A 13,694-nucleotide genomic window follows, 5' to 3' on the forward strand; every position below is an offset into this window, starting at 1 on the left:
AGCTCACTGGCTTGCCAATCCTCAGCTTGAGTCTCCGCCGCAGGAATATCTTGATGCATCATCGTCGCTGGAGCCTAACAGTGGTCCCTAACAGTTCACTCAAGCCGACGCCGAAGTCGCTGCGTGGGTCCGCTTAGTTCAGGCGCTAGGTGCCACGTCAGATGCTTAGCCAGCTTTGGGAATCATGGCAGTTCAATATCGGACTCGGCTTGGCTAGCCTCGGCGCTGGGCTGCTGGTAGTGTCGCCGTGCCTGCTCGTCCCGTCTTGGCGTCGCAAGCTTCTTCGGTCGAACTTAGATATCGAGGGCGTCGGTCTCATTGCGCTGACGGTCGCGCTTGTTGCAGTCGGCTGTTACAACTACGTCAGTGCCGGAAACGGCAGCTGACAGTTCCATTCAGGCCGAACCGGCTTCGCTGATTGAGATAATTTAAGCGCTAGGTCACATGAAGAAGATTCTCGCAAACCTAGTAACAGTGCTCGGCGTGCTATTCTCGCTGACCGGGCTATTCGGCACGCCAATAGTACTGCATCAGCTTCCGATCTCCTTGATGTTGCCAAGTGATGGAGAGACCTCCCATCAATACCTTCGGGCGGTCCCTGCCGAGCTACCCTGGCCGGAATATCTGCCATACATTTTTATCCTTTTGGGGAGCGCAATGCTTGTTGCCGGCATACTTTTGCGCCGAAAAATTCGTGCACTGCGGTGTAACTAGTTATTCAAGCGGAAGCTGCCTCGCGGTTCGGTTTAAATCAGGTGTTAGTCCTTATATGTTGAGTTGCGCTAACTGTCGGGAGGTCTGGGAATCGGCTCCAAATGGGTCGTCTCTTTGCGCTCTCATCAACGGCGACATCGGCTGGCTTATGTTCTTGCCTTCGTCTGAAGATCCAGGCTTCAGTTCTCGCAACCCTTCCTATTCCGGACCGCTTGACGAAATGATCGAATACAGGCTCTTCAATGGCCAAGTCGATTTATATCCAGCTTCATGGGCGCTGCCGCTCGCAACGATTGAGCGAGCCTTCGCCTCCTTCCGGGACACGGGAAAGCCACCAACTTTCGTCTGCTGGCACAACGACTCCGGTGATGCTTCAGAAGTCTGATCACCGGTCTAGGAAAAAGAGTCAGAGTGCACTTGTCTTGAAAATGCACTCTGACTCCAGTTCTCCTGCTTGTGATCGGATTCCTGGCGCTGGTTGCGTGTGCCGGAGCGGCCTTCGTCGTGGTGGTCGTCTTCCCATCCCGCCTGACGTTGTGGTTACGTCGACCACGACCTTCCTATGCCTGCTTTGCGTCGACTGGTTCCTGCGGGATGGATTGGGACCGGACGCGATCACATCGCAGGGAATGCGGGCGGCCTTGCGTATCGCCGCCAGTGCGTGGTTTCCGGCCTTGTGTTGGGTTCTTCTCAACGGTTCGGCCCATCTGGTCTATCGATCGAGACGCAGGAAGCGTGGAGAACGCACCGCACTGGGCCACATGCGCTCCGGGTGAAGCGTTGCGACTAGCTCGGCTTACCATCGGTGCTGAGTCGCGAAGCCGATTGCTTCGCGCATCGGTTCAATCAGGGGGATGACACATGCAAATAATCCGCATTGCCGCACTGAGGAGGTTGACGCTCTTCGCCGCCGTGCTGGTGGCAGTTCCGGCACAGTCGATGTCGCTTGATTGGCGAACGGTCTACTTCAAACAAGGACATCCGCTTGTAGGGGAGAACCTTGAGGACTCCATGGATAACGCGAGTGGATCTCAACTCGAGAATCTACAGGTGAATGTCTCGATCATGAAGGAGTATCCGAACGTCGCCTATGACTTGATGGGGAGGGCGAACGCAACTGAGTGCAGCCCTGCATCGTGCATGATGTTGTCGGCACGTCGCGCCGAACTGGTCTATGACTATCTGCTGGAGCAGGGCATTCCCGCCTGTCAGATCAAGACAATTATCGCCGCCGGCACCAGCAGTCCGATTGCGCGACCGCAGCATGATGCGCCCCCTGACAGGGCAGTGCACCTGTTGGTGACGCTCGGCAAGACGTGCTGATGCAATGAGACATCTCTGACGGGATCAACTGGACCATTGACGCATCTAGTTCGCCCGTCTTGAATCATGGTCGGCGAGGCGAGGAAACTCCTACTCCATCGCGGACCGATCTAGGCACCCCACAGCATGCATCGACGTATCCAGGCCCTGGGAGCCGCGACCATCGTGGCGTGTGTCGCCGGATTCATGCTCGTCGGTTATTCGCCGATGCCGTGTGCCTGCGAAACACCATGGCAGCTGGTGTACGCCGCGTCCGGCTTGCCGTTTGACCGTCCCTATCGGACTTATGACGCGGAGCAGCTGCAACGTGGCCTCGACCGCCATCTTGCAGGATCGACTGTGACAGGTTCGAGCGACTACTTCTTCGACGCCTGCCAGGAAACGGCACCCCGGCGGCGGCGATGCGTCATCGCCACCGAAGAGTCGCTGCTGCGAAAGTCGGGCTACGTGATCGAGATGGAAACGGACGCGAAGGGAAGGCTCGAACGCACCCACGTAACGACCTACTCGGCGTGGCGCTAGCGGTTCCACCGCGGGAAAAAAATCGCATGCGGCGACGATGCGTGTCATCTGAGAATTCTTGGTGTCCGATACCTTGAGAGCCGCCACGGAAAAGTCATGCAACAATGCGCCTCAGCTGCTGGAGAGACAATATGAAAAAGCATCTCGCCGTACTGCTGCTGATCGTGGGCCTGGTCTGTAGCGCGCCCGTGTACGCCCAATCTTCCAAGTCGCCCTTGCTCGGCAAATGGGTGCTCGATGTCGCGAGCATGCCGGCGCCGCCCGCGCAGCGGCCGAAGAGCGCCTCTCTCACCTACAGCGATGTGGGCAAGGGCAAGTGGCAGACGAATGCCGACATCGTCGGTGGCGATGGACATGACATCCATGCCGTCGCCATCTATCCGCTCGACGGAACCGCAGCCCCAAGCAAAGGCTACCCGACGGTCGACACCACGGCCGTATGGCTGCCGGCGCCGAACGTGATGGTCGCCGCGTTCTACTTGAAGGGAATGCCACGCACGACGCGTACCTACACCGTCGCCCCTGACGGCAAGACGATGACCGAAACCGTGGTCTGGTTGAACATCAACGGAGAGCCGGCGATCACGATGAATCGCTTCAAACGCGCTGAATAGCCTATGCGGAAAATACGGCTCAGAGCACGCTTTCTTGGGAGTTTGCTCTTGGCCTTCTTCTAATCTGTGGAATATGGCGAATGAGGAGCGAGCATCGGCATGTCGTCATTCGTACTTCAAGCGAGCAGCATCGCTGTAGAACACCCAGAGGGGGAGTGCCATCTGGTCGGCTTCGCCGACCAAGCGCTCGATACCACGACCTATCTCCTGCTCCAGCGCGCATTCTCGTTCGACGAGCAGGACGTGGCGTTGAGGATGGACACCTATCATGTCGAATGGTGCGGCCAGGAAACCTCGGGCTACGGCGGCGTCTCCCAGTTTCTGCTCAGCCCTGGCCACGCGCGGATTACATTCGTTCCAGATTCGCCGGTAGCACTGGCTGGTTTGGGGATTCTCACGATCGTGTTCCAGTTGACACCGCCGGAGTACCTGACATTGCAGGCTGCCCTTCGTTGCATATTCGCGGGAAGCGGTTGCCTCTTGGTGACCGATGCTTAAAGTGTCGTATTCGACCCATACTCGCTCGCGGGCTTGATCGTTCGGCATTAACGGCAAAGGAGGGCTAGATGCTACTTGCCCTTGTCACTGTGCTTTTCCTGGCGGCGTCCTCGGCCGTGGCCAGCAGTACGATGTGGGCGTTCTAAGCGCCGCCCGGCGCACCAGTGCCGGATCTGGAATTTCTCGGCTACGACAAGATTGGTGGGCTCCTCATTCAAGACAAGAATGGGCCAGGCAATCTTCCGCAAGGTTCCTACAAAGTCGTTGCGTTGGATCAGAGCGCTAGCAGGATCGACCTGACCTACACCGATCCAGGCGATCCCTCGCTTCCACCGAGCTTCAGGCTAAGGGGAGCAGGGCCGGGCGCGACCTTGACCGTGCATGGCAAGACCTACAAGGGCAAACTAAGTTGCGGGGCGTGGTGAGCCATCCGCGACCGCCTGGTCGTCAACCAGCGCTGTGCCGCTGAGCTGAAGGCTGGGACTGGCGCCTCTCTGAACCAGGAACCTGTTGGCGGCCTGTGCGCACTGGGCGGTCGTTTGGAGAAGCCGTAGTTAAGAGTATTGATTGGAGTCATGTGGTTCCGTCCTATAGACTGGAACTTATTCAAACCAACGACAGTTCGTGCGGATCGACTCAAAAGAGGCAACTTGCAACATGAAAAGGGTCTCTCTACTCGCCGTGTTGGCGCTCAGCGTGTTGCCACCCGCCGTCGATGCCAAAGACCTCTTCGCCAAAGATCGCTGCAAGGCCGCGTACGAGTATCACTTCCTCAATAGGGCCGTGGCGTTCGAGGATTGGACAGGGGTAGAAATTTTGCTTGAAGGAGGCGCAGACCCAAACGGCCGTGGCTATGCGCAGATCACGGAGTGCGTTGGCCTTCCAGGCGAGTTCAGCTCCCCACTCGCACTGGCAGTGAGGAATGGCAACGCCGACCTCGTTCGCTTGCTACTGAAATATGGGGCAGATCCTAATCTTCCGGAAGGAGAGTCGGTGACCCCAACGGGAATTGCACGCGGCATGGCTTCTCCGGCCATCCTGCAACTGCTGCTTGAGCATGGCGGAAGATAGGCGCAGTGCCTTGTTCGTGCGAGATCGCATCAATCTGCCGCTAACGGACGCATGACCACATTCCAATTCCAACCCCGCTGGAAGGAAGAACTCGTCTGCACTGGCCCGGGCGGCGAGTTCGTACTGGATTTCCCGATGGGCGTGCCGACGGTCTACGTGCCCACCGAACATGCCTGGGCGCAGAGTGCACCTGCATGGGCGTGCGACCTGTGGTCGGTGTTCAAGGCCGAGCTGGAAGCCTGGTGCGAGGGGCGCGACGTACAGTTTTTCCTGGATGGATCGGCCAGGTGCTATGGCGCCATCGCCAAGGCCTAGGTGAACATGCTGACAGCAGGCGGATGCACGTGGCTTGGTATCCTGGCGCGCCATCGCTGCAAGGTCTCCAATGAGCCAGAGCACAGAGCGCGCTGACACGACGAACGTCCCGCTGTACCACCTGATCGTGCCGGAATCGCACGAGATGCTCGGCCCGTGGGCGGACGCATTCCCGGCGTATACCGCTGTGGTCGGCTACTCGAGTCTCGGCCACTTCTTTCTGCACGACCCGGCCAGCCAGGATTACGCGGTGCTGCACCCGTTCAAGGCCGCCGGCAAGTCCTATGGCGCGCACGCCTCCACCGAGGCATTCGAGGCGGCCATCCTGCGCGATCCGGGCTTCGAGGCGTACGTGTTGCGCGGCGACCACGTGCGGGCGATCGCGGCGCGTCTTGGCCCGTTGAAGCCCGGGCAGATCTACATCCCGCAGCCGTATCCGACGCTGGGTGGAACGGAAGCGCCCGAGACGTACGACAAGGGGGATGTATGGGTCTTTGCGGACCTGGTCGCGCAAAGCGTGGGGTTGTGACGCAAACTGGATTGAAGCCGCGGGACGCGATCTTCCAAGCGAGAACCCAGGCGGCACTGGATCGCCGCCTGGATCAAACGCAACGCTAGCACCGCAGAGACCGCGCCTCAGTGCTTCGCCGCCTTGCGCCGGTACACGCCATTGAAGCTGACGTTGGCGCCACCGCACTCCAGGTTGTCCGAGGCCACCAGCAGGTCGCCGACCAGCTGCAGGCGGACCTTGCAGTCGTCCTGGCTGAGTTCAAGCCGATTGCCTTCGGGAAAGCCGCGCGCGGTGACGGCGCCAAGGTGCGGCCCACCAGGCGCTTGATCTGGGGTCGGGTTGGCGCTGGGCCAGTAGGCATCGCCGTTGGCGGTGATGGTGCCGTCGCCGTTGGCGATCAGTTGCAGTTCGTTGTCGCCGTCGTGCCAATGCCCGACCCAGGCCTGCGGTTTCGGTGCGGTCGTCGCCGGCAGTGGCTGCACGCTGGACGCCGCCACCCAGCCGGCGCTGCCGCCGACCTTGTTGGGGTAGAACGCGCAGACGAAGCCGCCCTGGCGCTGCGCCAGGATCACGGTGTCGTCCTTGACCACATAGGCGCGCTGCCGGCACGCGGCCTCGCCCTTGGCCGGGCAACCGTCGTCGTCGTTGAGCAGGTACAGGCGCGGCACTGCGACCTTGGCGAGCGAGAACCCGGCCGTGCTCATGGGGAAGCCGCCGTTGCGGCACATCGCCGTGTCCTCGTCCGGCGCCGCGTAGGCCAGTGCGGGAACCGCCAACAAGGCGAGCAGCCAGGTCTTGTGCATCACAGTCGCTCCAGAGGTGGGGCAATAGTGTGGTGCATGCCGGGTGAACCGGTGGCGAGCGAATCAGTAGGTGAGGACATCATGCTGCCCGCCGGACACCGTCGCTGTGGTGCGTGGCGTGGCCTCCCGTAACCCATGCGTGCCGGCCAGCCGGAGCGACACCGAAGAACACCTTGGTCTGTATGGTGGCTGCCATCAGGCACGCCGCGGGGATACCCTTGCCGCGGTCCAGATTTCAAAGGGTGGTGGAATGGCAGTGAAGTACCGGGGGGCGATGTCTTCGCGATCCCGTTGGATGCGGGAACGTACGCGCTCTGCCAAGTGCTGTGGGCGCCGCAGGGCGACTATCGCAAGGTGGTCGGCTTCTGTGTGCTGGAACAGCAGGCATCGGAACCGATGCTTGGCGCGTCGCCGACCCGGCCGTTGCCGGTGCGCGATGGCCACAAGGACATCCGATTGCTGTTCACCGGCACCCAGAAACTCAGGAGCGGCGAATGGCAGATCGTCGGCCACGCGCTGCTGCCCCAAGACGCCAGGGAGTTGCTGACCTTCCACATCGCCGGCGCCCTGCACGAAGACGACAGCTTCGTGCGGATGCTGTCGGTGGACGACTACGCGCGCTATCCGTCGATGTCGGTGCTTGGATTCGAGCTGGTGCACCGGTTGCTCAGCGGCAGCCAGTGAGCCGTTGACGGCCAGTGCCCGCTCGGCGAGCATCGCATGCAGCCTCGGCGCAGGGGCGAGGCCAACGCCACACATCACTTCTGTCTGGATCAGGTGACACCATGCCCGCGAGCCTGTTGACCGAGGTCGTCCTGCGCCCGCTGGTCGAGATCGTCCTCTACGGTCTGTGCTATGTCGTCGGCATGCTCGTGGTACCGACGTTCTCGTTCGGTTACTACAGTGTCGAACCGTGGAGCAGCAAACGGCGCAGCAAATCCGGCAAGCGCAGCGCGTACCTGGCCCCACGCGTGGTCTCGGCCGACGCGGCGGCCTTCTGGGGCGGGTTTGCCCTGGTGGGCTTTGGGCTGTTGGGCTATGCGCTGTGGCAGGCAGCGGGGGCTTAACCCCGAAGCGGCCACACAGCGCTACGCTTGCTGTCGACTGCAACGGATTGCACCTACCCATGCCTCACTCGGCCACCTGCTTCACCACGCGTTACACGCTGTCGACCTTGCGCGATCAGATCGACGAGCGCCCCGAACTGGTGATGGCGTTGGAGTGCATGATCGAGGTGGAAGAGGAGCACTTCCCGGACCCACCAACCCTCGCGGCGCTGTCGCATCTGGCGCAGTGCTCGGCATGCCAGGCCTGGAGCGCCGCCTGGATGGACGCGCAGTTCCCGGAGCGGGTGGCGTGGCGCGAGCGAATCGCACGCTACTGCTGCAGCAGCATGTTCGCGGCGGTGACCAAGCCGGACAGGATCGTGCGGATCGGCTTCGAGTTGTTCCGTGGCGAGGATCCGACTTGGTACCTCAATGATGCGATCTGCGTGCAGTTCTGTCCGTGGTGCGGGCAGCGCCTGCCCGATCATCCGTTCGAGCCGGATCTGGAGCCGGAGCCGGAGCCGGAGCAAACACCGTGAGGCTGTGCCGCCGCTGCGTCGCCATGACGGCGGGAGGGCTGCCGCGACGGTCGATCGCCCTGTGGCTGCTCAACCGGCTTGCGGATCCGTCGCACGACCACGCTGCTTGCCGCGTGGCGATGTCGGCGCTTGGCGGTGTGCGATGAAGCAGCGCCTGCTCGCCCTCGCGATCGCGCTGCTGTCCGCCGGTTGGGTGCTGCCGCTGTGGTGCGGTGTCGAGGCGTGGCTGACGTTCTGGCAACGCGGGGGCACAGCGTCGTTGCAAGGTGGTCCTCCCGGCGACTCGTTTCCGTACCTGGCCTTCGCCTCGGCCTGCATCAAGGTCGCCAGCGTCTGGCTTGCCGTCGCAATCGGCATCTGGGCGTATCTGGGCGCGCGTGCCTGTCTACGACAGATGCGATGAGTTGTCATGCGCCCGTGCTGCAATGGGTCCGGCCGGTCGCTGCACCACGGTGTCGGTCCCCGGTGGCAGGGCGTTGCGAGAGATGCCCATGTGCCGCAGACGGCGATGCCGGCCGCCACCGGGTTACATGACGTGCCGCACCGTTGTCCACCTGGGCGGCCGTGCATGCGTTACCTTCCTGGACCGCCCATCCGCGTCTGCGCGCCATGACGCAGCCACGCCGATGCGTGCGTCCGCCCCCCGATCGTTCGAGAGTCAAGCTGCCGCATGCATCCTGTCATCCATTTCCGCTCCCGCCTGCTTGAGGTGAGCGCCGAGCCGGAGAATCCCATCAATCCGATCCGTGGCAGCTCGCTGCTGGACTGGCTGCGCGTGCGTGTGGGCGACGCCATGGTCCTGTCCGAGCCGGACCCGGAGGACTGGGGCTGGGCCTCCGAAGCGGAATGCCAGGGGCGCACCTACCTTGTCGGTGCCTACGCTGAGGAAGAGGTCGATGGCAACCATACCTGGATGCTGCAGATCGAGAAGGAGCGCTCGTTCTGGGAGCGCCTGCTCGGCCGCCATGCGATGCGCGACGACGATCCGTGCTTTGCCCGGCTGCATGCGCTGATCGCGGCCGAACCACGGTTCACCGACGTGGTGGTGGAACGCGAATCCTGACCGCCGGTAGGGCTGCGCGACGCGATGGCGCGGACTGCAGCACACGCGCCATCGCGCTTGGGTATGCTCGGCGGTCCCTCTCCATCCGCGTGCCACCATGCCGATCCGTACCCTGTCGCTGTTCCCGTTGCTGCTGATCGGCACCTCGCCCGAGCTGATGGCGGCGCCCAGGCATTGCCTGCCGTATGGCCCGACTCAGGTCACCCTGTCCGGTATTTTGGCGCCGTCGCCCACCGACGCCGCCCCGCCTGCTGTCCCGCATACGCATACGCATCCGGACGCCGCTGCCGGTGCGGCAGCGACCCAGGAAGAGGTACTGATCCTGCCGCAGCCGCTGTGCGTGGCGGCGTCGGCGGATGGGCGTCAGCCGCGGCACGAGCAGGTGCGCCAGCTGCGGCTGGCGGTCACCGCCGACCAGGCCGCACACCTGCGCGAAGAAGGTGTCGGCCAGGTGGTGAGGGTGACGGGAACCCTGGCGCATGCGCCGATCGGGCCGGATGTACCGCCGCTGCGCTTGAGCGTGCTCGGGGTGGACAGCGACTGAAGGATGCCCTGGTGAGGCGCTTTCGCTGCGATTTAGCGGCATGTGTCGTGGCCTTGTAGGAGCGGTTTCAGCCGCAACGGGAATTCCCGGTAAAGCCTGTCGCGGCCGAAGCCGCTCTACGTGGTTGGAGTTCCGGTGAGCTTGGATGTCTCACGTTACCTAGGCATCTGGTTGCTGCGGCCACGCCAGCCGCTGGCGCACGCGGCAGCGCTCGCATTGACGCCGCGCAGCCACTGGTCGAGGATCGCGATGCCGCATCTGGCGGCCCGAGGTGGCAGCGATCCATGAGGGGAATGCGCGTTCTGTGTGCGATAAGTCTGTGGCTGAGCGCGTTCGCCGCCATCGCGGGCGAGTCGCCGGCGCGCACGGTCCAGACGTTCTATGCCTGGGCGATCGCGCCCAAGCACGCCGATGGCGACGTTGCGCAGGTGCGGCATCTGCTGGGGCGGGAACTGTTCGCGGCGCTGGAGGCGCAGCGCGCCTACGAGGCAGCCTGCGCCAAACTTGTGCCTGCAGACGTCAAGCCGCACATGCTCGACCAGAGCCCATTCTTCATGTGGCCGGACCAACCGACGGCGCTGGTCTCGACGACCGCGCAAGTCGCCGGCGACGCCGCGCAGGTGCGCGCCCGGCTTGCCATCGATGACCAGCAGTGGACGGATACGTTGGTGCTCGGTCGCCAGGACGATCGCTGGGTGATCCTCGACATCGCGTGGCAGGAAGGCACGCTCACCCGACGCCTGACCGACTTTGCCGCGCAGCGCTGCACGCAATGACGTCGCCGGCGTAGACGAGGGAAGCGCGATGGATGACGTCGGCAGTCGTACCGCGCTATTGCTGAGCCTGCAGCGCGCCCTGCTCGGTGAGGTGCACCCACAACTGCGGCAGGCCTCGATCGAGGCCGACCAGGCGCGCCGCGTGGTCCGGTTGCGCTTCGAATACGACGGCCCGCCGATGGAAACGCCTCGCGAAAGCTGCTCGTGCGCCGCCACCGAGGTGATCGCGGACTTTCCGGCGAGCTGGAACCTCGAAGAAGTCCATGTCGCCGTGCCGATGCAGGAGCCGCCGCAGCCCCTGCAGCACGTGGCATACCGTCGCGCAGAACCGGACGCTTCGGCCTGAATCACGCCGCTGGCGCGTGGCATCCTGGGTCCTATCGTTCCCCCGTGCCCGCGTCCACCACCCCGGGAATCGGCGTCGCCGAGGGAAACGCCTCGCGCAGCAGGTGCACGCCCTGCTGTGGCTTGGCCAGTGGCGTCAGGTCCTGGCGGTGGGCGCGCAGTTTGGCGCTGCGGTGCGGGGCGATGGCGTCGCGGCGGGCCTGCAGGTCCGGCTGCAGTTCGCCGTCGCGATGCATGAGGTCCGTAGATGTCCGCTGCGACGGCGTGGCGTGACGGTATGCGGTCACGCATCGTCGCGCTGTGGCCGCCGCGCCGTCATTGCAATGGCGTTGCAACACAGACGACATATCGTGCCGCGCTGCGCCACCGTATGGCGCATGCCGTCGCGGGCTGCTGCGCAAGCCGAACGGACTCGATTTTGCGCGCTCACAAGGATCCGACATGCTGCTTTCCTCTCTCTCCCCGCGGCCGCTGACCGCGCGCGCCGCGCCGGCCCGTACCCGCCTGGCGCAGGCCTGCGCCGCCCTGGTGCTGGCCTCGGTCGCCGCCGCCGCCGCCGCGCAGGACAGCGCGCCGTCGCTGGCCGGCAGCGAGAGCCGTCCGGCCAACGCCGCCGGCACTGGTGATGCGGCGACCTCGCTGGACACCATCATCGTCACCGCCGAGCACCGCGAGCAGAACCTGCAGGAAGTACCGGTGTCGGTGGGCGTGGTGCAGGGCGAGGCGATGCGCGACTTCACCGCCGGCGGCGACGACACCCTGCTGGCGCTGTCCGGCCGCGTGCCCAGCTTCTACGCCGAGACCACCACCGGCCGTATCTTCCCGCGCTTCTATATCCGCGGCCTGGGCAACATCGACTTCTACCTCGGCGCTTCGCAGCCGGTGTCGATCATCCAGGACGACGTGGTGCTGGAGCACGTGGTGCTGAAGTCCAACCCGGTCTACGACGTGGACCAGGTGGAAGTGCTGCGCGGCCCGCAGGGCTCGCTGTTCGGCCGCAACACCACCGCCGGCATCGTCAAGTTCGACAGCATCAAGCCCAGCGACGACTACACCGGCCGGGTCACCGCCAGCTACGGCAGCTACAACACCGTCTCGGTCGACGGCGGCATCGGCGGTCCGATCAACGACGTGCTGTCGTTCCGCGTGTCCACCCTGTACCAGCACCGCGACGACTGGGTGGACAACACCTACACCGGCCCGAGCGCCGACGGCACGGTCACCCCGAAGAAGGACGCGATGGGCGGCTACGACGACCGCAACGCGCGCCTGCAGCTGCTGCTGAAGCCGAGCGAGAACTTCTCCCTGCTGGGCTCGTTCCACACCCGCGACTACGACGGCACCTCCACGCTGTTCCTGCGTGGCGCCCTGCGCAAGGGCTCGAACAAGGTCGACGTGCCGCGCGACCAGGTGGCCTACGACGAGGCCCACGATAATCCGCAGGCGTACAAGACCCACGGCGCCTCGCTGAAGGCGATCTACGACTTCGGCGGCGTCTCGCTGACCTCGATCAGCGCCTACGAGACCACCTCCGGCTACAGCCGCGGCGACACCGACGGCGGCGCCGCGGCCAACTTCCCGGTCAACGGCGTGCCCAACGGCTACGGGCAGTCGATGGGCCAGGTGCGCGACCTGGACCAGTACACCCAGGAACTGCGCCTGGCCAGCGAAGGCGACGCCCCGCTGCAGTGGCAGGCCGGTGCGTTCTACTTCGACGGCAAGGACACCACCGATTTCTACCAGCGCGCCTACTTCCTGCAGACTGCCGCGCGCAATCTCAACAACTGGGTGCGCTTGCACAACAGCAACACCTCCTGGGCCGGCTTCGGCCAGCTGACCTACAAGGTCACCGACGCGTTGACCCTGACCGCCGGCGTGCGCCAGACCCGCGACAGCAAGGAGACCAAGCTGCTCAAGACCGCCGACACCGCAGCCGGCGTGGTCACCTACAAGGGCCGCCGCGACGTGCGCCTGGCCGACACCCAGCCGAGCTGGGACCTGAGCGCGATGTATGAGATCAACCCGAACGTCAACGTGTACGCGAAGGTCGCCCGCGGCTTCCGCGGCCCGACCATCCAGGGCCGTTCGGCGGTGTTCAACTCCGACTTCACCACCGCCGACTCGGAAACCATCCTGTCGTGGGAAGCCGGCATCAAGAGCAACCTGTTCGACAACCGCCTGCGCCTGAACGTCACCGGCTTCACCTACACCGTCGACGACATCCAGCTCAACGGCAACGACTCCAACGGCAACGGCGTGCTGTTCAACGCCGACAAGGCCAAGGCCTACGGCATGGAGGCGGACCTTGACTGGCGCCCGATCCCCAACCTGTCGCTGACCGCCGGCCTGAGCCTGCTGCACAGCGAGATCCAGGACAAGCGCGTGTATGCGCAGGTGTGCGGCCTGAACGGCGTGGTGGTGTGCACGGTGAAGGACCCGACCATCCGCATCGGCAACAACACCTTCGCCCAGATCGACGGCAACCCGCTGCCGAACGCGCCCAAGTACAACGTCAACCTGGCCGCGCGCTACGACATCCCGGTCAACGACGGCGGCGCCTTCTTCGTCGCCACCGACTGGAACAAGCAGGGCTACACCAGCTTCGTTCTGTACGACTCCACCGAGTTCACCTCCAACGGCAACTTCGAGGGCGGCCTCAAGCTGGGCTACACCGGCGACTACGGCGCATGGGAAGTGGCCGCGTTCGCCCGCAACATCACCAACGAGAAGAACCTCAAGGGCGTGATCGAGAACTACATGGCGGCCGTGTACAACGAACCGCGCATCGTCGGCGTCTCGTTCAACCTGCACTGGCACTGATCGCAGCACGTCGTAGCACCACGCCGGCAGCACCTGCCGGCGCCAGCGGGCGGGAGGGCGACAGTCCTCCCGCCCGTTTGCGTTTGGCAAGCTAGGTTGCCGCAGCTGTAACCATAGCCATAGCCATAGCTGTTGCCTGGCTTTGGCTTGGCTTTTGTTTTTGATTTACCGGGTTCCCTTCCGAAGCGGC

20 protein-coding genes are annotated in these 13,694 nt (G+C 63.9%); 18 read left to right on the top strand and 2 right to left on the bottom strand.

The window, feature by feature from the left end; genetic code table 11:
- Positions 1-161: 161 nt before the first annotated feature.
- The 9 genes from D183_RS27280 (at position 162) to D183_RS0102630 (ending at position 5,586) form a co-directional block, all read left to right on the top strand.
- Positions 162-386 carry a hypothetical protein gene (locus D183_RS27280; RefSeq protein WP_157835159.1) on the top strand — a complete coding sequence of 75 codons (225 nt, stop codon included), beginning with the start codon at positions 162-164 and terminating at the stop codon, positions 384-386.
- A gap of 383 nt (positions 387-769) precedes the next feature.
- On the top strand, positions 770-1,099 hold the full coding sequence (locus D183_RS28225) for an Imm1 family immunity protein (protein WP_081613250.1): 330 nt from the start codon (positions 770-772) through the stop codon (positions 1,097-1,099).
- Positions 1,100-1,575: 476 nt separating this feature from the next.
- A complete protein-coding gene (locus D183_RS0102605) occupies positions 1,576-2,037 on the top strand; it encodes an OmpA family protein (protein ID WP_017907613.1) in 462 nt (153 codons plus the stop codon).
- Between the two features lie 126 nt (positions 2,038-2,163).
- Positions 2,164-2,559, top strand: coding sequence for a hypothetical protein (locus D183_RS0102610; protein WP_017907614.1), 396 nt, complete (start codon positions 2,164-2,166; stop codon positions 2,557-2,559).
- A 131-nt stretch (positions 2,560-2,690) separates the two neighbouring features.
- Complete coding sequence (locus D183_RS0102615; RefSeq protein ID WP_017907615.1) at positions 2,691-3,173, top strand: hypothetical protein; 483 nt, start codon at positions 2,691-2,693, stop codon at positions 3,171-3,173.
- 99 nt (positions 3,174-3,272) lie between these two features.
- On the top strand, positions 3,273-3,671 hold the full coding sequence (locus D183_RS0102620) for an Imm10 family immunity protein (protein ID WP_017907616.1): 399 nt from the start codon (positions 3,273-3,275) through the stop codon (positions 3,669-3,671).
- Positions 3,672-4,328: 657 nt separating this feature from the next.
- Positions 4,329-4,742, top strand: coding sequence for an ankyrin repeat domain-containing protein (locus D183_RS26230; RefSeq protein WP_081613251.1), 414 nt, complete (start codon positions 4,329-4,331; stop codon positions 4,740-4,742).
- A gap of 51 nt (positions 4,743-4,793) precedes the next feature.
- A complete protein-coding gene (locus D183_RS0102625) occupies positions 4,794-5,057 on the top strand; it encodes a hypothetical protein (RefSeq protein ID WP_017907617.1) in 264 nt (87 codons plus the stop codon).
- A gap of 70 nt (positions 5,058-5,127) precedes the next feature.
- Entirely contained in the window at positions 5,128-5,586 is a 459-nt protein-coding gene (locus tag D183_RS0102630) for a T6SS immunity protein Tdi1 domain-containing protein (protein WP_017907618.1), read from the top strand.
- A gap of 107 nt (positions 5,587-5,693) precedes the next feature.
- Here the strand turns inward: D183_RS0102630 and D183_RS0102635 are convergent, their stop codons facing one another.
- A complete protein-coding gene (locus D183_RS0102635; RefSeq protein ID WP_017907619.1) occupies positions 5,694-6,371 on the bottom strand; it encodes a hypothetical protein in 678 nt (225 codons plus the stop codon).
- A 321-nt stretch (positions 6,372-6,692) separates the two neighbouring features.
- On the opposite strand from D183_RS0102635, the gene D183_RS0102640 reads away from it, so the two are divergent.
- The 8 genes from D183_RS0102640 (at position 6,693) to D183_RS0102675 (ending at position 10,685) form a co-directional block, all read left to right on the top strand.
- A complete protein-coding gene (locus D183_RS0102640; RefSeq protein WP_017907620.1) occupies positions 6,693-7,055 on the top strand; it encodes a hypothetical protein in 363 nt (120 codons plus the stop codon).
- A gap of 101 nt (positions 7,056-7,156) precedes the next feature.
- The gene (locus tag D183_RS0102645; RefSeq protein ID WP_017907621.1) at positions 7,157-7,438 is read left to right on the top strand and encodes a hypothetical protein; all 282 of its coding nucleotides are present in this window, start codon (positions 7,157-7,159) and stop codon (positions 7,436-7,438) included.
- 59 nt (positions 7,439-7,497) lie between these two features.
- Positions 7,498-7,956 carry a hypothetical protein gene (locus tag D183_RS26235; RefSeq protein WP_017907622.1) on the top strand — a complete coding sequence of 153 codons (459 nt, stop codon included), beginning with the start codon at positions 7,498-7,500 and terminating at the stop codon, positions 7,954-7,956.
- A gap of 142 nt (positions 7,957-8,098) precedes the next feature.
- Entirely contained in the window at positions 8,099-8,359 is a 261-nt protein-coding gene (locus D183_RS0102655; RefSeq protein ID WP_017907623.1) for a hypothetical protein, read from the top strand.
- 267 nt (positions 8,360-8,626) lie between these two features.
- Positions 8,627-9,019, top strand: coding sequence for a hypothetical protein (locus D183_RS0102660; RefSeq protein WP_017914678.1), 393 nt, complete (start codon positions 8,627-8,629; stop codon positions 9,017-9,019).
- A gap of 97 nt (positions 9,020-9,116) precedes the next feature.
- On the top strand, positions 9,117-9,563 hold the full coding sequence (locus D183_RS0102665; RefSeq protein ID WP_017907625.1) for a hypothetical protein: 447 nt from the start codon (positions 9,117-9,119) through the stop codon (positions 9,561-9,563).
- Between the two features lie 284 nt (positions 9,564-9,847).
- Complete coding sequence (locus D183_RS0102670) at positions 9,848-10,339, top strand: DUF3828 domain-containing protein (protein ID WP_232757187.1); 492 nt, start codon at positions 9,848-9,850, stop codon at positions 10,337-10,339.
- Between the two features lie 28 nt (positions 10,340-10,367).
- The gene (locus D183_RS0102675; protein ID WP_232757188.1) at positions 10,368-10,685 is read left to right on the top strand and encodes a hypothetical protein; all 318 of its coding nucleotides are present in this window, start codon (positions 10,368-10,370) and stop codon (positions 10,683-10,685) included.
- Between the two features lie 31 nt (positions 10,686-10,716).
- Here D183_RS0102675 and D183_RS0102680 read toward each other — a convergent pair whose 3' ends face one another.
- Positions 10,717-10,920, bottom strand: a complete 204-nt coding sequence (locus D183_RS0102680; RefSeq protein ID WP_017907628.1) for a hypothetical protein — start codon at positions 10,918-10,920, stop codon at positions 10,717-10,719.
- Positions 10,921-11,125: 205 nt separating this feature from the next.
- On the opposite strand from D183_RS0102680, the gene D183_RS0102685 reads away from it, so the two are divergent.
- Positions 11,126-13,504 carry a TonB-dependent receptor gene (locus D183_RS0102685; RefSeq protein WP_017907629.1) on the top strand — a complete coding sequence of 793 codons (2,379 nt, stop codon included), beginning with the start codon at positions 11,126-11,128 and terminating at the stop codon, positions 13,502-13,504.
- The last annotated feature ends 190 nt before the right edge of the window (positions 13,505-13,694 follow it).

Origin of the sequence: Xanthomonas sp. SHU 199 (assembly GCF_000364665.1) — a bacterium.
Lineage (GTDB): Bacteria > Pseudomonadota > Gammaproteobacteria > Xanthomonadales > Xanthomonadaceae > Xanthomonas_A > Xanthomonas_A sontii.